This is a genomic window from Brevundimonas vancanneytii (genome assembly GCF_901421975.1).
GTDB classification, from domain to species: domain Bacteria; phylum Pseudomonadota; class Alphaproteobacteria; order Caulobacterales; family Caulobacteraceae; genus Brevundimonas; species Brevundimonas diminuta.
This window is the reverse complement of record NZ_LR588407.1, coordinates 2,809,736-2,828,803: the sequence shown is the minus strand read 5'-3', so window position 1 is coordinate 2,828,803 and position 19,068 is coordinate 2,809,736. Positions and strand designations below refer to the sequence as shown.

Annotated in this window: 20 protein-coding genes; 6 read left to right on the top strand and 14 right to left on the bottom strand. The window is 67.4% G+C overall.

Annotated elements, in window-relative coordinates; translation table 11 throughout:
• Nucleotides 1-591 carry a demethoxyubiquinone hydroxylase family protein gene (locus tag FGL25_RS14000; RefSeq protein WP_138142040.1) on the top strand — a complete coding sequence of 197 codons (591 nt, stop codon included), beginning with the start codon at nt 1-3 and terminating at the stop codon, nt 589-591.
• Between the two features lie 27 nt (nt 592-618).
• On the opposite strand, the gene FGL25_RS13995 is transcribed toward FGL25_RS14000, so the two are convergent.
• The 6 genes from FGL25_RS13995 to FGL25_RS13970 all read right to left on the bottom strand — a co-directional run bounded on the left by FGL25_RS13995 (nt 619) and on the right by FGL25_RS13970 (nt 8,632).
• Complete coding sequence (locus FGL25_RS13995) at nt 619-1,587, bottom strand: esterase-like activity of phytase family protein (protein ID WP_138142039.1); 969 nt, start codon at nt 1,585-1,587, stop codon at nt 619-621.
• Nucleotides 1,584-3,467, bottom strand: a complete 1,884-nt coding sequence (gene cobT, locus FGL25_RS13990) for a cobaltochelatase subunit CobT (RefSeq protein WP_138142038.1) — start codon at nt 3,465-3,467, stop codon at nt 1,584-1,586. The genes FGL25_RS13995 and cobT overlap by 4 nt, the downstream gene beginning before the upstream one ends.
• 115 nt (nt 3,468-3,582) lie before the next feature.
• Nucleotides 3,583-3,918 (bottom strand): hypothetical protein, encoded by a 336-nt coding sequence (locus FGL25_RS13985; RefSeq protein WP_046654479.1) that lies wholly within the window; start codon nt 3,916-3,918, stop codon nt 3,583-3,585.
• A gap of 93 nt (nt 3,919-4,011) precedes the next feature.
• Nucleotides 4,012-4,752 (bottom strand): NYN domain-containing protein, encoded by a 741-nt coding sequence (locus tag FGL25_RS13980; RefSeq protein WP_046654480.1) that lies wholly within the window; start codon nt 4,750-4,752, stop codon nt 4,012-4,014.
• A 125-nt stretch (nt 4,753-4,877) separates the two neighbouring features.
• Entirely contained in the window at nt 4,878-7,730 is a 2,853-nt protein-coding gene (locus FGL25_RS13975) for a M16 family metallopeptidase (RefSeq protein WP_138142037.1), read from the bottom strand.
• Between the two features lie 92 nt (nt 7,731-7,822).
• The gene (locus FGL25_RS13970; protein ID WP_138142036.1) at nt 7,823-8,632 is read right to left on the bottom strand and encodes a hypothetical protein; all 810 of its coding nucleotides are present in this window, start codon (nt 8,630-8,632) and stop codon (nt 7,823-7,825) included.
• Nucleotides 8,633-8,792: 160 nt separating this feature from the next.
• Here FGL25_RS13970 and FGL25_RS13965 point away from each other — a divergent pair, with 160 nt between their 5' ends.
• Nucleotides 8,793-9,734, top strand: coding sequence for a DUF3883 domain-containing protein (locus FGL25_RS13965; protein WP_138142035.1), 942 nt, complete (start codon nt 8,793-8,795; stop codon nt 9,732-9,734).
• Nucleotides 9,735-9,803: 69 nt separating this feature from the next.
• Here the strand turns inward: FGL25_RS13965 and lepA are convergent, their stop codons facing one another.
• Entirely contained in the window at nt 9,804-11,612 is a 1,809-nt protein-coding gene (lepA, locus tag FGL25_RS13960; RefSeq protein WP_128719419.1) for a translation elongation factor 4, read from the bottom strand.
• Between the two features lie 331 nt (nt 11,613-11,943).
• Here lepA and FGL25_RS13955 point away from each other — a divergent pair, with 331 nt between their 5' ends.
• The 4 genes from FGL25_RS13955 to FGL25_RS13940 are packed head-to-tail and all read left to right on the top strand — an operon-like array spanning nt 11,944 to nt 14,511.
• Nucleotides 11,944-12,621: a hypothetical protein gene (locus FGL25_RS13955; protein WP_138142034.1), complete on the top strand. Its 678-nt coding sequence runs from the start codon at nt 11,944-11,946 to the stop codon at nt 12,619-12,621.
• A gap of 59 nt (nt 12,622-12,680) precedes the next feature.
• On the top strand, nt 12,681-13,085 hold the full coding sequence (locus tag FGL25_RS13950) for a hypothetical protein (protein ID WP_138142033.1): 405 nt from the start codon (nt 12,681-12,683) through the stop codon (nt 13,083-13,085).
• A complete protein-coding gene (locus FGL25_RS13945) occupies nt 13,082-13,813 on the top strand; it encodes a C39 family peptidase (RefSeq protein WP_197733855.1) in 732 nt (243 codons plus the stop codon). Before FGL25_RS13950 ends, FGL25_RS13945 begins: the two co-directional genes overlap by 4 nt.
• A gap of 5 nt (nt 13,814-13,818) precedes the next feature.
• Nucleotides 13,819-14,511, top strand: a complete 693-nt coding sequence (locus tag FGL25_RS13940) for a hypothetical protein (protein WP_138142032.1) — start codon at nt 13,819-13,821, stop codon at nt 14,509-14,511.
• Nucleotides 14,512-14,564: 53 nt separating this feature from the next.
• Here FGL25_RS13940 and FGL25_RS13935 read toward each other — a convergent pair whose 3' ends face one another.
• From FGL25_RS13935 to FGL25_RS13910, 7 genes are all read right to left on the bottom strand, one after another.
• Nucleotides 14,565-15,830 (bottom strand): transporter, encoded by a 1,266-nt coding sequence (locus FGL25_RS13935; RefSeq protein WP_138142031.1) that lies wholly within the window; start codon nt 15,828-15,830, stop codon nt 14,565-14,567.
• A gap of 115 nt (nt 15,831-15,945) precedes the next feature.
• Entirely contained in the window at nt 15,946-16,761 is an 816-nt protein-coding gene (locus tag FGL25_RS13930; protein ID WP_167493357.1) for a Crp/Fnr family transcriptional regulator, read from the bottom strand.
• A gap of 379 nt (nt 16,762-17,140) precedes the next feature.
• The gene (locus FGL25_RS17035; RefSeq protein WP_197733854.1) at nt 17,141-17,401 is read right to left on the bottom strand and encodes a recombinase family protein; all 261 of its coding nucleotides are present in this window, start codon (nt 17,399-17,401) and stop codon (nt 17,141-17,143) included.
• A complete protein-coding gene (locus FGL25_RS13925; protein ID WP_252970199.1) occupies nt 17,358-17,738 on the bottom strand; it encodes a recombinase family protein in 381 nt (126 codons plus the stop codon). The genes FGL25_RS17035 and FGL25_RS13925 overlap by 44 nt, the downstream gene beginning before the upstream one ends.
• Nucleotides 17,739-17,824: 86 nt before the next feature.
• Nucleotides 17,825-18,016: a hypothetical protein gene (locus tag FGL25_RS13920; RefSeq protein WP_252970198.1), complete on the bottom strand. Its 192-nt coding sequence runs from the start codon at nt 18,014-18,016 to the stop codon at nt 17,825-17,827.
• Nucleotides 18,017-18,091: 75 nt separating this feature from the next.
• Nucleotides 18,092-18,328 carry a hypothetical protein gene (locus FGL25_RS13915; protein WP_252970197.1) on the bottom strand — a complete coding sequence of 79 codons (237 nt, stop codon included), beginning with the start codon at nt 18,326-18,328 and terminating at the stop codon, nt 18,092-18,094.
• Between the two features lie 41 nt (nt 18,329-18,369).
• The gene (locus tag FGL25_RS13910; RefSeq protein ID WP_138142029.1) at nt 18,370-18,618 is read right to left on the bottom strand and encodes a hypothetical protein; all 249 of its coding nucleotides are present in this window, start codon (nt 18,616-18,618) and stop codon (nt 18,370-18,372) included.
• Between the last annotated feature and the right edge of the window lie 450 nt (nt 18,619-19,068).

Here is a 19,068-nt window from a genome sequence, read left to right as displayed (position 1 = left end):
ATGACCCAATCAGCCGAAGCCGTCTCCGCCGCCCGTCGCATTCCCCTGGCCCGCCCCGGGGTGGGGCAGGACAAGGCGCGCCTGGCCGAGATGCTGCGCGTCGACCACGCGGGCGAGTTCGCCGCCGTCCACATCTACCGCGCCCAGCGCGCCGTGCTGGAAGGCCGCAAGGGCAAGGACGGCATCGCCGCCGACCTGACCGAGATGGAGGGGCACGAGGCCGTCCACCTGGCCCGGTTCGAGGCTTTGCTGAACGAGAACCGGGTGCGCCCCACGGCCATGATCCCGCTGTGGAAGCTGGCGGCGACGGCCCTGGGCGCCGGGACGGCCCTGATCTCGGAAAAGGCCGCCCATGCCTGCACCGAGGCGGTCGAGAGCGTCATCGAGAAACACTACGCCGACCAGATCGAGGAAATCCGCGACCGCGATCCCGAACTGGCCGCCGAACTGACCAAGTTCCGCGAAGAGGAACTGGCCCACCACGACCACGCCATCGAGCACGGCAGCCGCGAGGCCCCCGCCTACCGCCTGCTCAGCAGCGTCATCAAGGTCGGCTGCAAGGCCGCCATCAAGATCAGCGAACGTATCTGAAACCCTTCTCCCCTTGAGGGAGAAGGGTCACTTGACGTCAAACGCCAGCATCAGGGTCTTCTGCGCCGGATTGGCGTTGTCGTCGGACAGGATGTAGAGGCGCGTTCCTTCCGCGCGGCGCTCGGCGGCGATCCCTTCGAAATTATCCGTCAGCCCCGGCAGCTTCAGCTCGACCAGCACCGGTCCCAACGTCCCGTCGGCGTCCATGCGGCGCACCCGCGCGCGCACGTCGAAGGGCGGACGCCACGACCGCTGCACCGCGAACCAGCCGTCGCCGCGGGGATCGCGCTCCAGACCGGTCAGCCGCCAACTGTCAGCGGGCGCCGTCGGCTCGACCACGGGGCGGCAACCCTCCAGCGAGCAGTCCCAGACCCCGCCGCCTTCGCCGCCGACGCGCCAGCCGCCGGGCGCGGTCGCCAGCGCCTCCAGGCCTTCGTTCAGCGGGAAGTCGACCGCCGGATGCGGCCGCGCCTGCGGCCGGGCGCTGAGCGCGTCCAGCGGGCCGTAGCTCCAGATGCGATGTTCGCGCTCGAAGCTGACCAGAACCTCGCCGTCTTCGCCCAGAGCCAGCCCCTCGGCGTCGCCCGCAGCCTTGTCGGCGATCGGCTCGCCCTCGGCCGTCGTCAGCCGCCGCACCCGCAGATCGTGCAGCCCCGACAGCTTGCCGTCCGCATCCAGCTCAAGCCGCCCGCGCACCAGATCGCCGGAATCCGACACGGCGACGAAACCGCCGTCGCCCGTCAGCTTGAGATCGGACAGTCCGTGCAGGCTGGAGACGGGCGCCGCGATCAACTGCACTCCGCCCGCATAGCGCACGCCCGTGGCCAGGCGGGCGCCGCCGGGCCAGCCCAGGCCGACCTGCCGGGTCGACCCGCCCGCGGGCGCCCAGCCGTCGGCCGTCGCCTCGGGCGTCCAGGGGCGTGACGTGACCGCGGCCCCGGCGCAGGCGGCCAGGGCGAGGGAGATCAGGGCGGCGACATAGAGGCGGCGATTCACGCCGCGCGCTTGTGCGGAGCCCGTCCGCCCTTGCTGCTGACGGTCTTCGGCTCGGCCTCGAACAGTTCGGCCAGCTTTTCGGTCATGGCGCCCGCCAGTTGTTCGACGTCGACGATGGTCAGGGCGCGGCGATACCAGCGGGTCACATCGTGGCCGATGCCGATGGCTAGCAGCTCGACCGGGCTGCGCGTCTCGATCTTCTCGATCACCTGCCGCAGGTGCTTATCCAGATAGAGGGCCGCGTTGGCCGACTGGGTGGAATCATCGACCGGCGAGCCGTCCGAGATCACCATCAGGATCTGCCGCGCCTCGGGCCGGGCCAGCAGGCGGTCGTGCGCCCATTCCAGCGCCTCGCCGTCGATGTTCTCCTTCAGCAGGCCCTCGCGCATCATCAGGCCCAGATTCTTCTTGGCCCGGCGCCACGGCGCGTCAGCGCCCTTGTAGATGATGTGGCGCAGGTCGTTCAGGCGGCCCGGGTTGGCGGGCTTCCCGGCGCTGATCCACGCCTCGCGCGACTGTCCGCCCTTCCAGGCGCGGGTGGTGAAGCCCAGGATTTCGACCTTGACCCCGCACCGCTCCAGCGTCCGCGCCAGGATGTCGGCGCACACCGCCGCCACCATGATCGGCCGCCCGCGCATCGAGCCGGAGTTGTCGATCAGCAGGGTCACGACCGTGTCGCGGAACGGGCTTTCGCTCTCCATTTTGAACGACAGGGGGCTGGTCGGGTCGGTGATGACGCGGGTCAGGCGCGCCGTGTCCAGCATCCCTTCCTCAAGGTCGAACATCCACGAGCGGTTCTGCTGGGCCAGCAGACGCCGCTGCAGTTTGTTGGCGAGGCGCGAGACCACGCTGCCCAGCGTCGACAGCTGAGCGTCCAGCAGGGCGCGCAGCCGGTCCAACTCCATCGGGTCGCACAGCTCGGCGGCGTCGATGACCTCGTCATAGGCGGTGGTGAAGGCGCGATAGACCTCGACCGCCCGGCCGTCGTCCTGGGTCTGCTGATGGTTGGGGCGGTCGCCTTCGCTCAGTTCGGGGGCGTCTTCCTGGCCCTCGCCGTCGGGCTCGCCCGGCGTGCCGTCGGGACGGGCCTGGCGCTCGTCCTCGGCGGACTGGTCGTCGGCCGTGCCGTCCAGGGAGTCGCCGCCCTCGCCGCCGTCCTGTTCTTCCTGCTCGTCCTGATCCGCCTGGTCCTGATCGGGCTTGTCGGCGTCGTCCTCGCCGTCCTCCTCGGGCGAGTCGCCGCCGTCGGCGTCGCCGGGATCGAGATCCAGCGCGCGCAGCAGATCCTTCATCCGCGCGCCGAAGGCCGCCTGGTCGTCGCCCAGGGCCGCCAGGGCGTCCAGCTCGGCGCCCGCCTTGGCCTCAAGGTCGGCGCGGACCCGGTCCAGCATGGCCTTGGCTCCGTCCGGCGCCGGTTCGCCCGTCATCCGCTCGCGCAGCAGAAGGGCGGCCGCCTCGGCCACCGGCACCTGGGCCGCCTCGGCGCGCAGGGCGCCCGACTTCTCCAGCCGGGTGATCAGGGCGGACTCGAGGTTGCGCCGCACGCCCTTCAGCTCGCGCGCGCCGACGGCCTCGACGCGGGCCTGTTCGACGGCGTCGAACACCTCGGCGGCGTTCATGTCGACCGGGCGCAGCCGCGCATCCAGCGCCGGATCATGATTGGCTAGGCGCAGGGCCAGCCGGTCGGCCTGGCCGCGCAGGGCGGCGCTTTCAGGCGCGGCCGGATCGCGCGGCGGGTGGGGCAGGGACAGGACGCCGTTCGACAGACGCGGCCCGTCCGAGCCGAAACGCACCTCCAGCTCGGCCTGTTCGGCCAGCGCCCGCGCGGCGTGCGACAGGGCGCGTTTGAACGTCTCTACGGGGGTCTCTGCGGCGGCCATCCGCCACACATAGACCATACTGCGACGGGGGAAAGGGGACGAGGCGTCCTAGGTCGGCGATTCCGTCGCGACGGCCCCTAGAGGCGCGTCCGTCCGATCTGGCAGGGCGTGCGGGTCAGCCCACAGGTCGACCGCCGGGCGAACGAGCGGCGGGCCGTTCGCCCCAGCGCGAACCTTGCATGTCTCGCATCATATCCGTCGACATGCGTTCGCGTTGGCTGCTGTTCAGCGGCACCTTGCGACAGACGCGCTGCTGGATGGTGCTGCCCATGGCGCGCTCCCAACTGCAAACCGTCCGCGTCGGGCCGTTCGTCACCGACGGCGGCCGGGCGGAGATGGTGCGGCTGGGCGAAGTCGAAGCGATAGGCGAGCGCAGATCGGCCTCGGCGGCGCTGTCGTCCTGCATCGGCGCACCGCTCAGAACCAGGAGGGCGAGGGTCGAGATCAGCATGGCGGAAGCCTCCCAATGGGGGATGTCAGACGGTCACCATGCGGGCAATCGACCGATGTTGCAACATTGTTCGCTCAACGGCTTCGCTTGAGCCTAGCGGGGTTTCAACCGCACCCGCATGACGCCGCCGGGGCCGACCTCGACGTCGAAGCGGCCGGTGGCGCGGACCAGTTCGGACAGTTTGGCGTGGCCGTAGGTGCGCTGGTCGAAGTCGGAATAGGTGTTGCGCAGCCGGTTGGCGACGCCGCCGATATTGACCCAGCCGTCGCCGTCCTCGTCCATGTCGGCGATGGCGGCGGCGATCAGGGGCACGGCCTCGGCGGGGTTGCGCTCGGCCGGGGGCGACGCGTCCGCGCCCGCCTCGGCGGCGGCGCGTCCAGTCAGGTTCTCGGTGTAGATGAAGCGGGTGCAGGCCTGGCGGAAGCTTTCGGGCGTCTTGCGCTCGCCGAAACCGTAGACCGGGACGCCCTGTTCGCGGATGCGCGCCGCCAGCCGGGTGAAATCGCTGTCCGACGACACCAGGCAGAAGCCGTCGAACCGACCCGAATGCAACAGGTCCATGGCGTCGATGACCAGGGCGATGTCGCCTGAATTCTTGCCCTTGGTGTTCTGGAAATTCTGCTGCCACTGGATCGCCCAGCGCGGCAGGACGTCGATCCATCCCCGCAAGGCCGGACTGGCCGCATCGCCGTAGATGCGCCGCGCCGAGGCCTCGCCCAGGGTCGCGATCTCGGTGAACAGCGCCTCGGCGATGCGGGCCGAGGCGTTCTCGCCGTCGATCAGCACGGCCAGGCGCGGGGCGCGGGCGGCGGGGTTGAAGGCGTCGGTCGGCATGTAGGCTCCGGCGAGGGGAGGAGAGGCGGGAAGGCTCGCCCCGGCCGCGCCCGGAATCAACTGCAAAGAAAACGGCCGGCGGGTCGCCCCGCCGGCCGTCGTCGTTTCAGACGGATCGAAGCGGCTTACTGGGCCGGCTTCGACGCCTCGGCGGCGCGCACCTCGACCGGCAGGCCCAGGGCGTCCAGTTGCGGCTTGACGACCGAGGCGTCGCCGACCACCACCCAGACGAAGCGCGAGGGCTGAATGGCGGCGCGGGCGGCGGCGTCCATCTCCTGCGCCGTCAGGGCGTTGATACGGCCCGCCAGAGTCTCGGGATAGTCGTCCGGGCGGCCGTAGAGGGCGTTGGACTGCAGGGCGCCCAGCACCTGATACGAGGTCTCATAGCTGCCCGACAGGGCGCGCGTGCGGCCCAGGACGGTGCGCTCGCGCTCTTGCGCCGTTACGCCCTCGGCCCCCAGGAAACGGTCGTACTGGCTGACCAGGGCGGCGATCGACTCGCCCGTGCGGTCGGCCTGGACCGGGGCGTTGACGATATAGGGCGCGCGGTTCTCCAACTGGCTGATCGTGCCGCGCACGCCGTAGGACCAGCCCTTGGTCTCGCGCAGGTCGGCGTTGATGCGCGACAGGAAGTCCGTGCCCAGCACCGTATTGGCCGTGGTCAGGGTCAGGATGTCGTCCGTTCCCGACACCGGCAGCACCTGGCCGCCGTAGATCAGCGACTGCGGCGACTGCGGCCGGTCGATCAGCACCACCCGCGCCGAGGTCTGCGGCAGGGCGGCGTCGAAGGCCTTGGCGCCCTTGGCCGTCGCCGGGGCGCGCCAGTCGCCGAAGGCGGCTTCCAGCTGCGGCTTCAGTTCGGTCAGCGGCAGGTCCGACACCACAAACAGCTGTGCGTTGTCCGGACGGATCCAGCGGGCGTGCTCGGCCGCCAGGTCGTCGCGCGACAGGCCGCGGATCACCGCCTCGTCGCCCGTGCCGCCGAACGAACGGCCGTAGGGGTGGCTCTCGCCATAGATCAGCGGCGGCAGGGCGCGGCCGGCGATGGCGGCGGGCTGGGTCTTCTCATTGGCCAGGGCGGCCAGGCGCGTGGCGCGCAGACGCTCGATCTCGGCCGGAGCGAAGGCCGGGTTGCGCACCACGTCCGACAGCAGGGCCAGCGACGGCTGCAGATTGGTCGTCACCGCCGACAGGCTGGCGATGGTGCGGTCCATCGACGAGCCGACCGAAACGTTGGCGCCCAGACGTTCCTGCGCCTCGGCCAGGGCCTTGGAGTCGCGCGTCGTCGTGCCTTCCTGCATGACGCTCAGCATCAGGGTGTGGGCGCCCAGCCGGTCGGCGCGGTCGGCCGCGACCCCGGCGTCGAACTCCAGCGCCACGCGCGTCACCGGCACGGTGGTCGAGCGGGCGTAGACGATCTCGATGCCGTTCGACAGGGCGGCGCGCTCCACCGCCGGGAAGTCGACGTTGGACACCTGGCCGATGGCCGGGGCGGGGTCGCGAGCCACGCGCTGGATCGGCTCGGCCGGCGTCGGGGTCGCGCCCGACGGGGCGGCGGCGGCCTCGGCGTAGGCCTCGCGCTCGCCCGGCATGACGATCTGGCTGTAGACGGGGCGGCTCAGCCATTTCTGCATCGCCGCCTGGACCTGGGCCGGGGTCACGGCGGCGTAGGCCGCCAGCTCCTTCTTGTAGAAGTCCGGATCGTTTGAATAGAGCTGCCCCTCGGCCAGGACCGAAGCCTTGCCGTTGGCGGTCTCCAGCCCCTGGATGCGCTGCGAGGCGTAGCGCGTCACCACGCGGTTGATCTCGTCCTGGGTCGGGCCGTTGGCGATCAGGTCGGCCAGCACGGCGTCCATGCGCTGGGCCACGGCGTCGGCGTCCGCGCCCGGCTTGACCATGGCGGAATAGCTGAACATGCCGAGACGCTGGAAGGTCTGGTTCGAGGCCGAGACGCTGGAGGCCGTCTGTTCGTCGCGCACCAGCACATTGTCCAGGCGCGAGCTGGCCAGGCCGCCCAGCACCGAGGCGCCGACGCTCAGCGGCACGGAGTCCGGATCGCCCAGGCCCGGCACGGCCCAGGTGCGGCTGATGCGGGTCTGGGCCACGCGGTCGTGCAGCACCTGTTCGACCGGCGCCGCCAGGGTCGGCACGGGGGCCGCCGCCGGGGTGTTGACCGGGCCGCGCGCGATGGCGCCGAAATACTTCTCAGTCAGCTCGCGGGCCTTGGCCTCGTCGATGTCGCCCGACAGGACCAGGACGGCGTTGTTCGGGCCGTAGTTCTCACGGAACCAGTCGCGCACCGTCTCCATGCTGGCCGAGTCCAGGTCGGCCATCGAACCGATGGTCGAGTGGCGATAGGGGTGCCCCTCGGGGAACAGGGCTTCCAGCGTGGCGTAATAGGTCATGCCGTAGGGCTGGTTGTCGCCCTGACGCTTCTCGTTCTGAACGACGCCGCGCTGCAGATCCAACACCTCCTGGCTGACCTGCCCCAGCAGATAGCCCATGCGGTCGGATTCCAGATACAGGGTGTAGTCCAGCGCCGGGGTCGGCACCGTCTGGAAATAGTTGGTGCGGTCGAACCAGGTCGTGCCGTTCAGGCTGGTCGCGCCCGCGGCGTTCATCGTCTGGATGTGGCTGGAGGGCGAGTTCTCCGACCCGCCGAACATCAGGTGCTCGAACAGGTGCGCAAAGCCGGTCGAGCCCTTGGGCTCGTCCTTCGATCCCACATTGTACCAGACCGACACCGCCACGACGGGCGCCTTGCGGTCCTCGTGCACCAGGACGGTCAGGCCGTTGTCGAGCTGGAAACGCTTCCACGGAATGTCGACGCGGGCGATCAACTCCGACACCGGCGCGCCGCGCAGCGGCTCGGCCTGGGTCGTCGTCGCAGCGGAGGCGGCGGCCGCAGGCGCGGCGAGAACGGGCGTGCTCACGGCCAGCAGGGCGGCGAGCGCAACGGAAGAAGCGGCAAGGCGCATGATGATTTCAGTCCCCAAAAGATCATGTTGGGGCGGACCTTAACCACGCGCGCCGCCGCCGCAACGCGACACATTGTTATATGGATAATTCTTCATCTTCGGCGCGTCCGGCCTGCGCTTGATCGGAGCGAGGAGCCAGGCCCGCCGCCGCCTCCAGTTCGCGCACCCGATCCCGCAGCGTCTTGCGCTCTCGCATCAGGGCCAGCCATTCTTCCATGCCCGCCTCGCGCTGGGCGGCGTTGACCGCCCAATACTCCTGCTTGGGCCGGATGCGGGTCGGCCTCGTCCCAGATCGCCAGACGGCTGGAGGCGCACTGATCCTGGTTCAGCGCCAGCGCCTTGACCAGCTCCAGCGGAATGTCGTCCAGCGTCACCTCGCCGCGTCCCCGCGCCCGCTCGCTCCTTTGCGCCATCCGGCCATAGGCCTCGGCCAGTTGGGCCAGGGCCCTGGCCTCGTCCCACATCCGTCCCCGCATGGCCCGCGCCGAGGCCCGCATCGCCGTCTCGGCCAGAACCTCCGCCGTCTCATCCGCCTCCCCTTCGGACGGCGCGAACAGGGCTTCGGCGCGAACCGCCTCGGCCGCCGCCCGCTCAGCCTGCATCCGCTCGCGCGCCTCGGCCTGTTCGCGCGCCCGCGCATCGCCCCAGTCGCGCTTGGTCGCGCCATGGACGGTGATCCGTTTGCGCAGGGCGTGCTGGGACACCCGCCACCGCTCGCTCAGCTCCGGCACGGTCGCCCCGTTGCGATAGGCCTCCAGAATGATCTCCCACGTCGCCCGCGACAGGCGATAGTGCGCGGGCTTGGCGTCCAGGGTCTCCTCCATGCGCGCAAGGATAGGACCGGCGCCGACCCAGGCGGGCTGGGTGCGCCGATCCGCCCCCAAGCCTCTGAAAACCCACACGCCCTTACGCTGACCTTAACGCCTCACCCTCCCCTTTATGGGGAGGGTGGTCGCGCCAGCGACCGGGTGGGAGGACGAGGTGATCGCCTCGGCCCCGCCTGTCCCATGCGTCCTGGCCAAGACTCCACGGCAAAGCTAACCTCCGGTAGGCGGAGGGGCGATGATCGACCAATCTAAGGTAGGAACCGACTGGCAGGCGGACGAACTGGACGCCATCGTCGCGACCTATTTCACCATGCTGGCGGCCGAGCTTGCGGGGCGCCCTTACGTCAAGGCGCATCACGCCCGCGACCTGATGGCGCGCACGGGCCGTTCGCACCGCTCGGTCGAGTTCAAGCACATGAACCTGTCCTCGGTCCTGGCCGATCTCGGCCTGCCGACCATCCGCGGCTACAGGCGCATGGACAACATCCAGAACGCGCTCTTTCCGGCTGTCGAACGCTACCTCGACGCCCATCCCGACGCCTGGAGCCTCGGCCTGTCATTTTCCTCCCCATTCCATGGGGAGGGGGACCACGAAGTGGTGGAGGGGGCGACGCCACGCCAGCCTTCCGTCCACGAACCCGATCAACCCTTCGCCTCGCCATGGAGCCAGCCGGACGCGCCGCCGCCCGTCATCCTCCCCATCACCGCCCCGCCGCCCCTCGGCCCGGCGCGCAAGCCCCGGCCCGAGGGGCTCGCCCGCATCGTCCGCAAATACGACCCCGCCGCCCGCGATCACCGCAACCGCGTCCTCGGCCAGTGGGGCGAGCGTCACGTCTTCCACCACGAGCGCGCTTTCCTGATCGCCCATGACCGCCCCGATCTGGCCCGCAAGATCGAATGGACGTCCCAGGAGCGCGGCGACGGCGCCGGCTACGATATCAAGAGCTTCGATCCGGCGGGCCGCGAGCGCCTGATCGAGGTCAAGGCCACGCGCGGCGGCCCCGCCACCGACTTCTTCCTGACCCGCACCGAGCGCGAGGTCTCAACCGAATGCCCCGACGCCTGGCGCCTCTACCGCCTCCACGATCTCGCCGTCGCGCCGGGCCTGTTCCAGCTCAAGCCCCCGCTCGAAGCGGCGGTGACGCTAACCGCGGAGACGTGGCGGGCGGGGTTTTGAGGGCAAAAGAACAAAGGGCGGAAAGCACCGCCTTCCGCCCTTCATGATTTCATTTTCCTCGTACGAGGATCAATCCTCGTCCATCTTCAGGGCGGCGATGAAGGCTTCCTGCGGGATCTCCACCTTGCCGAACTGACGCATGCGCTTCTTGCCGGCCTTCTGCTTCTCCAGCAGCTTCTTCTTGCGGGTGGCGTCGCCGCCGTAGCACTTGCTGGTCACGTCCTTGCGCAGGGCGCGGACGGTTTCGCGGGCGATGATCTTGCCGCCGATGGCCGCTTGGATCGGGATGGTGAACATGTGGGGCGGGATCAGCTCCTTCATCTTCTCCACCATGCCGCGGCCGCGCGTCTCGGCGCGGGCGCGGTGGACCAGCATGGACAGGGCGTCGACCGGCTCGGCGTTGACCAGGATCGACATCTTCACCAGGTCGCCGACCTTGTAGTCGGTGATCTCATAGTCGAACGAGGCGTAGCCCTTCGAGATCGACTTCAGGCGGTCGTAGAAGTCGAAGACGACCTCGTTCAGCGGCAGCTCATAGACGACCAGGGCGCGGCTGCCGACGTAGGAGAGCTCGATTTGGCTGCCGCGACGGTCCTGGCACAGCTTGATCACGCCGCCGAGGTATTCGTCAGGGGTCAGGATGGTGGCCTTGATCCAGGGCTCGCTGATGGTCTCGATCTGCATGACGTCCGGCAGGTCGGCCGGGTTGTGCAGGTCGATCTCGGTCCCGTCGCGCAGGCCGATCTTGTAGACGACCGAGGGGGCCGTCGCGATCAGGTCCAGGTTGAACTCGCGGCTCAGCCGCTCCTGAATGATCTCCAGGTGCAGCAAGCCCAGGAAGCCGCAGCGGAAGCCGAAGCCGAGGGCGGCTGAGGATTCCATCTCATAGGTGAAGCTGGCGTCGTTGAGGCGCAGCTTGCCGATGGCGGCGCGCAGGTCTTCAAAGTCGGCGGCGTCGACCGGGAACAAGCCGCAGAAGACCACCGACTGCACGTCCTTGAAGCCCTTCAGCGCTTCGGCCGTGGGCTTCTTCTCGTCGGTGATGGTGTCGCCGACGGCGGCGTGGGCGACTTCCTTGATCTGGGCGGTGATGAAGCCGACCTCGCCGGGGCCGAGCTGCTCGACCGGGGTGTTCTTGGGCAGGAAGACGCCGACGCGGTCGACCAGGTGCGACGAGCCGGTCTGCATCATCTTCACCCGCATGCCGGCCTTCAGCACGCCGTCGAACACGCGCACCAGCAGCACCACGCCCAGGTAGGGGTCGTACCAGGCGTCGACCAGCATGGCCTTCAGCGGGGCGTTGATGTCGCCCTTGGGCGCCGGCAGACGCGCGACGATGGCCTCCAGCACGTCCTCGATGCCGATGCCCGACTTGGCCGAGCACATGACGGCGTCGGAGGCGTCGATGCCGATGACGTCCTCGATCTGGGCCCGCACCCGGTCCGGCTCGGCGGCGGGCAGGTCGATCTTGTTGAGGACCGGGACGATCTCGTGGTTGTTGTCGATCGCCTGATAGACGTTGGCCAGGGTCTGGGCCTCGACGCCCTGCGAGGCGTCCACCACCAGGATCGAGCCTTCGCACGCGGCCAGCGAACGCGACACCTCATAGGCGAAGTCGACGTGCCCCGGCGTGTCCATCAGGTTCAGGACGTAAGTCTCGCCGTCCTTGGCCTTGTAGTTCAGGCGCACGGTCTGCGCCTTGATGGTGATGCCGCGCTCCTTCTCGATGTCCATATTATCAAGAACCTGTTCCGACATTTCGCGCGCGGTCAGGCCGCCTGTGAACTGGATCAGGCGATCGGACAGGGTCGACTTGCCGTGGTCGATGTGGGCGACCACCGAAAAGTTGCGGATGCGTTCGATAGGGGGCGTCGTCATGGTTCGGCGCGCGTAGCACGGCCGGAGCGATTGCGCCACGGGAGCCGTTGAGCGGAGACTCGAACCGCTACCGGCGCGCCTGCCTTAAAAAAGTCACGACTTCGCCAACTTTATTCTGGGTGGTCTTTTGATCAAATGACGGGATGTCGAGCGTCCTGGCCGCAGGGCTCCACTCCATTTGATCAAATCTTCTCCCGCAAGATGGCCGGAGTGTACGAATTCTCGAGGAAAATCAGGGGTTCTCTTAAGGGGAACGACCCGTGTCATTCGACGATTTCGGCCTTCGGAGGTGGAGGAGCCTCCTTAATCACCTTTGATTGGAGGCAAGGAAATGCGTGCCAAACTAATGACGTCTGCTGCGGTCCTGGCTGGGGCTCTGGCTTTTGCGGGCATGGCTCAGGCTCAGTCCTCGAGCGGTCCGAACGGTGCGGTCGGCGGCAACACCACGGCGACTGACTCCTACAACAGCGGCGGCAACAGCACCGATACTGATGTGGACGTGGACGTCGATGACTCGTTCAACACCGACAACTCCACGGACCTGGATGTGGGCATTTCGGATTCGTTGAACGATAATTCGGACAACTCCACCAACACCAATCTGGAGCTGGGCGTCGACGATTCGTTCAATACGGACAACTCGACCAATACCGACAACTCGACCAACACCAACCTGGAGTTGGGGGTCTCTGACTCCTTCAACGACAATTCGGTGAATGACTCGGGTAACGACAACTCCACCAATATCGGCGACATCCGTGTGTCCCTGAACATGCAGGAGCTCAGCGCCAACGTCAGCAACCTGAGCTTCGACATGTCGGAAGACAATGACGGTCGGCAGAACGGCCGGATTCGCACCGGCGACATCAACCAGAGCGGCGGCGCCTTCGCAGGCTTCGCGGGCATCCAGACGGTGAGCAACAACACCGGCCTGGCTTCGGTTGGTCAGGCGGCCACGGCGATCAGCGCCAACGCCAACGTCACCTTCGGCAACGGCGGCGGCAACTAAGCCTTCGTTTCGGCGGCCGGTTCTCCGGCCGCCGAACTCCTTTTTCCTGGGAGGGAACCATGCTCAGCATTCTGTCGACCCTGGCGTTGCTGGGGGCGGCCGATCCGAATTCGGCCTCTCCGCCGACGCCCCCTCCGCCTTTCATCATCATCGCCCCGGCTCCCGTTGACGCTGCGACTGCGGCTGTGAGCGGTCCGCGTTCTCTGGCGGTGGACGAACTGGATGCTCTGCACGGCCGTCAAGGCGCGTCGTCGGTGATCATCGCCAGCGATCAACTGCTGCAGGCGACCAACAGCGGCAACAGCGTCAACGCCAACACGGTGACGACGGGCGGCATGCGCATCGACGCCAACGCCTTTTCCGGTTTCAACGGCATCGGCAACTTCGTCATGAACAGCGGCAACAACAACAACCTGCAAGGCGCGATCACGATCAATATCGTGACGACGGCCCCGAACCCGTGACACGCTCGTCCGCCCGGCTTCTGCTCAACCTGGGGCTGGCCGCCGTGGCGGGTTTGTCGGCCCTGTCTGCGACTTCGGCCCAGGCCGAGATCCTGCTGAACAACGGTCCCGCCGCGGGCCGGGTGAAGGTGGTCAGCTATCGCGACCTGCCCTTCCGCACCGTGGTGCGCCAGCAGTACGACTTCAGCTGCGGCTCGGCGGCTCTGGCCACCCTTTTGCGCCATCACTACGGCCGCGATGTCGGCGAGGCTCAGGTGTTCCGCGCCATGTTCGCCGATGGGGATCAGGAGACCATCCGCCGCGTCGGCTTCTCCCTGCTGGACATGAAGCGATACCTCGACGCGCGCGGCTATCCCGCCGACGGCTTCCGGCTCAGCCTGGACGAGCTGATCGAGATGAACGCTCCGGCCATCGTGATGATCGACACGGCCGGCTACAAGCATTTCGTGGTCTTCAAGGGCGATGACGCGGGCCATGTCCTGGTCGGCGATCCGGCCCTGGGCCTGAAGATCTATTCGCGCGACCAGTTCACCGCCATGTGGAACGGAGTCGCCTTCGTCGTCCGCCAGCCGGCGGACACCTTCAACGACGCCGAGGAGTGGCGCATCTGGAACCGGTCGCGGCCGGGGCAGGCGCTTCAACCCATGTCCTTGGCGGAACTGACGCGGGAGTTGCCGCCGCTGTATCAAGTGACGACGCGTTTCTCCCTCGATCCCTATCTGAGGTGACGACCATGAGACGCGCGCGTTCAAGCATTCTGCTCGTCATGACCTGCCTGGCGCCGGTCAGTCTGGCGGCGCCGGTCTCGGCCGAATCCGTCGCCTTCGCCGCCGAGCTTGTCGGCGACGCCTCTCTGGAGTCCTTCGCGACCCCGCCGTCGGCGGCGCCATCGCCGGTTGCTACTCCGGGCGAGGTCATGCGCGGGCCTCAGGTCATGACGGACGCGGACATGTCCGAGGCGCGCGGCGGCTTCATGTCGGCGGGAGGCTTCACCTTCGGTTTCGGCGTGGTGGTCCGTTCCTATGTGAACGATCAGCTGGCTCTTCAGACGCAACTGACCTGGACGCCGACCGGACCCGTAAGTCAGCAGGTTCAGCACAACGTCCCCGGCGTGGCTGATCTGGCGGGCGCCATGGCCAGCCTGGTGGCGGGCGGCATCGACCTTCGCGGATTGAGCAACACCGGCGGGGTGGCGGTGGTGGACGGCTCGGGCGCGACGGCGATCCTGCACAACATCACGACCAGCCAGTTGCAGAACCTGATCATCAACAACGCCGATAATCGCAACATCCGCCAGGACATGGAGCTGAACCTGGTCCTGCCTGACCTGGCGACGATCCAGACCAACAGTCAGATGCACAACTACGGATCGAACATCGCCCGCGACATCGACTGGGCCGGACTCAGGAGCCTGGGCGGCTTCTAGGCCGCAACGTTCGAGTCTCTCGGGGGCCGCCGTCGGGCGGCCCCTTCTTCATGTTAGAAGACGATGGGCAGGCGCAGGATGAAGCGCATGTCGGGCGCATCCTCGGTCACGCCGAACTCGAAATTGCCGTTCAGGCTGTAGCGATCGTTCAGCAGGTAGGACATGCCGAACTGCAGGGCGCCGACCTGAAGCGCATCGGACTTTTCGGTGATGTCGTTCAACTCGCTCTTCGTCGGCCGAATGTAGTTGTGCTTGTAGCCCAGCGAGAAGGAGAAGCGCGGGTTCAGCGAGAAGCCGAAACCGATCGACAGGCCGATGGCGTCGCCGGGATCGACCTCGCCGATGCGGATTTCGCCCTCGGTCTTGTTGATGTCGCGCGGCAGGTGGGCGAAGTAGCTCAGGCTGCCGAAGATGACCGCCGGATCGCTGGGGTACAGGAAGCTGATGCTGGGCTCGACGCCCCAGAATCCCGAGCCTGTGGCCAGGCGGGTGGCGATGCCGAACTCGTCGCGATCGATGTCGAACGGCCCTTCGCCCGTGTCGCTCTTGACCCTCAGGCCGGCGATGAAGATGGGGCGTCCGCGCTCGCCGCCGTTGATCTGATAGCGCAGGGCCGCTTCGACGTCGCCGACGCCGTCGCCGCTCAGGTCAATGGTCCGCGTCACCGCTTCGTCGCGCTGCTGCACGGTGGTGATGGTGTCGTTGCGCCAGACGTAGGGCACGCGCAGCTCCGCCTCCATGCGCGGCCCGATGCCGTATTTCCCGGCCAGGGTGACGACGCCGGTGTCGCGATCGGCCTCATTGGCCTCGATCACCCCGATTTGCACGCCGGGCACGATCTCGATGCCTCGGAACACCAGGCGGTTGGCGCTGGAGCGCGTGTACTCGGTCGAGACGTCCAGGGTGAATTTTCCCGGTTGGCTCAGCACGGCGATGCCTTCGGGAATGGCGGCCAGCTGCTCGCGCCGCACCTCGGGCGCGGGCGGCGGCGGGGCTTCGCTCGGGGGCAGGGTTGGTTGAGCCGGGCCGTTGGGCGCGATGGTGCTGGCGACCTGCTGGCCGGCGCGCAACTGGTTCAGGGTTCGATCTGCGAAGACCGCTCGGCCCGAGGCGTCGGTCTGCACCTGCCAGCGCGGATCGACGGACGGCGGCGCCATGGCGGCGCGTTCGTTCAACAGGGCTTCCTGCGCCTCGATACGGCGTTGCTGCTCGATGACCAGAGCTTCCAGCCGCGCGACTCGCGCCGCCAGCTCTTCGTCCTGGGCCAGGGCGGCGCCGGGGGCCAGCAGGGCCGCCATGGCGACCGAGGCGCCGATCATCCGCAGCGCGGACCCGGTCCGGCGCGGCGGTCGATGCTGTGAAAGAGGCGGGCGGGGCCGAGACGGTTGTCGGTGGGGGCTCATGACGCTCGCTCTCTCTCTTTTCGTTCGGGTTTCAGTGAAGGGCGTGGTCGTCGACGCCATAGTCGCTGGCGGCGCGCAGATGGGCCTCGTCCAGAAGGGTGACCCAGCCGCTCTGCATGGCGATCAGCCGCCCGCGCCGCATCTGGCCCAGGGTGCGGCTGACATGGACCAGGCTCAGCCCCAGGGCGTCGGCCAGGGTCTCCTGGGTCAGCGGCAGATGCAGGCGGTCGCTGGTGCACAGCCCGGCGCGCTGCAGCCGGTCGCGCAACTCCAGCAGCAGGTGGGCCAGACGCGCCTGGGCGGATTGCCGGCCCAGCCGCACCACATGGTTCAGCAGGCAGGTTTCCTCGTATCGGCGCGACGTCGCCAGGGCGCGGCGCAGCCGATCGTGGCGCGGGTCTTGAAGCGCCAGGATCTCGCGCAGCATCAGGGCGTCGACATATTCGACCCGCGTCAGGGCGATGATGGTCGTCTCGTCCAGCGGACGCGGATCAAGGCTCAGCCCTACGGAGTCTCCGGGCAGCAGGAAGCCGAAGATCTGGCGCTGACCGTCGGCCAGGATACGTTGGCGGCACGCCCATCCGCTCAGGATCAGGCGCGGCGAGGCGGCTCGGCCGTCGGGATCGAAAGGCTGGCCCGCGGGCACCGCTTCCTGAAACACGCACAATCGTCGGATCAGGGCGCGTTCTTCATCGCTCAATCGGGTGATGGAGGCGAGATTGCGCAGGGCGGCCAGATCGGCCGGCGCAGTTACGGAACGGCGCACGCTGACCGCGCGCGTCACCATGCCCTTGCGGGCAGGCGCGACCCACCACCTCCGGCGGTCCGGCTTCCGTCCCTCTCGCACACCATCTCGGGCGTTCCTCCGGACAAGAAACGGCCACAATGCGACGGTCGTTCCGGCCAAGGCGCAGAAACGTTGATTTTATATTAACTTGGCGATGGAGGGCGTGGGTCGTGCGTCGCGCAGCCAGAGCGAACGGCGCATATTACGGCCGTCCCGCCTTATATCATCATGATAAGGAGAGATGGCGCACCCGAAGAGATGGCTCGGTTGGCTGATGTCGTCGGTCATCTGTCGCTCATGATCTGGAGCGTCCAGCCATCGTCACCGAGGCGATTCCGGTCAACGGTCCGGGCACCGGCGAACGGGCGTGTGCGACCGATCCTGTCGGCTCCGGGCGGGCACGATGTCAGCAAGCCGTAGTCGATTGGCTACGTCCGGTTCAGACGTGCGTCACGCTCTCCAGACGGTCTTCCTCGACCGTGAGCATCGAGCGTTTGATGGCGGTCACAGTCATGGGCGAGGCCCGATGGAGCCGGGCGGTGGCTCGGATGCCCTGACCGTCTTGCAACGATCTCCTGATCGCTTCCACACGGTCGTCAGGCATGGGCTTCCGCCCGGACTTCTTGGTCGTCCGACGAAGCCCGGCGAGGATGCGCTCACGGATCATGGCTCGCTCGAACTCGGCGAAGACGCCCAGCATCTGGAACATCATCCCGGCCTGAAGGCGTCGATGTGTCGAGGCCCTGCTGGTGCAGGTAGAGGTCCACATTCTTGGACTGAATGTCGTTCAGGAAGGCCACGAGGTCGGGGAGGCTGCGCCCGAGGCGGTCCACGCTCCACGCCATGATCTGCTCGAAGTCCTTGCGCGCCACGCCCTTGAGCAGCGCGTCGTAGCCGGGGCGCCGATCACGTCCCTTGACGCCAGAGATGCCTTCGTCGGTGAAGGTCGCGGTGACGGTCCAGCCCTGACGCTCGGCGACGGCCAGCAGATCGCGAAGCTGGTTCTCGACGGTCTGGTTCTTATCGGCCGTGCTCACACGGGCGTAGATCGCGACGCGCTTGGTCAGGGGTGTTCTCCGATTGCAGTTGGGAGAACGTAAGGGTCTCATGGATCGGCAGAGCGTCAATCAGATCGGGCGAACGACCGCTCTTCCCTCGGCGCGATGAAGAGCCGGTCGCAGTCGTCACCGCTGGTCAATGGGATGACCTCAAACTCTTCCCCTGCCGCCTCCACGGCTTCAGCGGCCAGTTCGTTGAACTCCTGCTCGAAGCCGGATCGGCGGAACAGCACCACGCCGTCCTTGGCGTCGAGCACTCCATACGCCGGGGAGCCTTCGAGAAGGGTGTTGAGCCGATCCATGTTCTTGGAAGGCGTGAGGCGTCGGATGGTTCAGAAACGGCTCAGTTGGGAAGTGAGGCGACGATCCCGGCAGGCCGTCGTGCGGGCACCGTCAGGCGCGGTCGCTTCCGCTTCCAGTGCGGCAATGGCGTCGTATTGAAAGGCGAGTCGTAGATAGTGCTGACGATGCTCGACGACGAAGGTCTTGCTGGCCTGCTCTCGGGCCAGCGCAGCCCGCAGTCGATTATAGCTGGTCGGAAGACGCATGGCGATCTGAACGCCGATCACAGGGCCGCGTTCCCCAACCGTTGTTTTCGAGGTGACTCCGCTCAGCGAGCATCAACCGCGTCCAGCGGCATGACGAACATCTGGCTGTAGCCTTGGTGGCCATCGCTCGTGGTGAAGACCACGAACTCCTCGCCCGCCTGTTCCGCCGCCTCGCGCACGATGTCGCTGAACTCGTCGATGTGGTCAGGCTTGCCGATCAGCGTGAAGCCGTCCCGTTCGACCTTTACGTCGTAGGCGGGTGCGCCGCGCTTCAGCTTGTCGAGAGCCGTCCCATGGCGGAAGCAGAACATGGCTCTGCGAGGGGCACAACCTGCGTCTTCGGAAACAGATGGAAGCGGGCACAAAATATCGACTACGCCAGCACTGCGTTTGCGGGCCGTGAAACACAGCGATTTCCACCCCTGTTTTCGAGAACGGTCGTGGTGGGTTTTTCGAGCGATCTTCCAGCCGATGTCATCGCGATCTGGCTGAAGCCTCTGTCAGGATCGCAGCCAACCTCGCTCCGACTATGCCGCCAACTTCCAGCCCGATCTGGCGGCGGCACCCTTGGGCACAGGGGAAGAGAGAAGTTTTCCCCCTTTATCGGCTCTCCTAATAAGACCTCTATTAGCAAGTCCGTTAACGGGGGAAGTTCGGCTGGAAGACAAAGAGGTCGCTCCGCTCCTTTCAGATGCCTCTCTCACCACGTCGAAAGATATGGCCGCCGCCAGTTCTCGACGGTTATAAGTAAGGAAAGGTGG

Excerpts from the sequence above, each read along its gene's own strand:
- FGL25_RS14000 (WP_138142040.1), top strand. The coding sequence starts at position 1 with ATGACCCAATCAGCCGAAGCCGTCTCCGCCGCCCGTCGCATTCCCCTG.
- cobT (WP_138142038.1), bottom strand. The coding sequence starts at position 3,467 with ATGGCCGCCGCAGAGACCCCCGTAGAGACGTTCAAACGCGCCCTGTCG.
- FGL25_RS13985 (WP_046654479.1), bottom strand. The coding sequence starts at position 3,918 with ATGCTGATCTCGACCCTCGCCCTCCTGGTTCTGAGCGGTGCGCCGATG.
- FGL25_RS13980 (WP_046654480.1), bottom strand. The coding sequence starts at position 4,752 with ATGCCGACCGACGCCTTCAACCCCGCCGCCCGCGCCCCGCGCCTGGCC.
- FGL25_RS13975 (WP_138142037.1), bottom strand. The coding sequence starts at position 7,730 with ATGCGCCTTGCCGCTTCTTCCGTTGCGCTCGCCGCCCTGCTGGCCGTG.
- FGL25_RS13965 (WP_138142035.1), top strand. The coding sequence starts at position 8,793 with ATGATCGACCAATCTAAGGTAGGAACCGACTGGCAGGCGGACGAACTG.
- lepA (WP_128719419.1), bottom strand. The coding sequence starts at position 11,612 with ATGACGACGCCCCCTATCGAACGCATCCGCAACTTTTCGGTGGTCGCC.
- FGL25_RS13955 (WP_138142034.1), top strand. The coding sequence starts at position 11,944 with ATGCGTGCCAAACTAATGACGTCTGCTGCGGTCCTGGCTGGGGCTCTG.
- FGL25_RS13950 (WP_138142033.1), top strand. The coding sequence starts at position 12,681 with ATGCTCAGCATTCTGTCGACCCTGGCGTTGCTGGGGGCGGCCGATCCG.
- FGL25_RS13940 (WP_138142032.1), top strand. The coding sequence starts at position 13,819 with ATGAGACGCGCGCGTTCAAGCATTCTGCTCGTCATGACCTGCCTGGCG.
- FGL25_RS13935 (WP_138142031.1), bottom strand. The coding sequence starts at position 15,830 with ATGATCGGCGCCTCGGTCGCCATGGCGGCCCTGCTGGCCCCCGGCGCC.
- FGL25_RS17035 (WP_197733854.1), bottom strand. The coding sequence starts at position 17,401 with ATGCTGGGCGTCTTCGCCGAGTTCGAGCGAGCCATGATCCGTGAGCGC.
- FGL25_RS13910 (WP_138142029.1), bottom strand. The coding sequence starts at position 18,618 with ATGTTCTGCTTCCGCCATGGGACGGCTCTCGACAAGCTGAAGCGCGGC.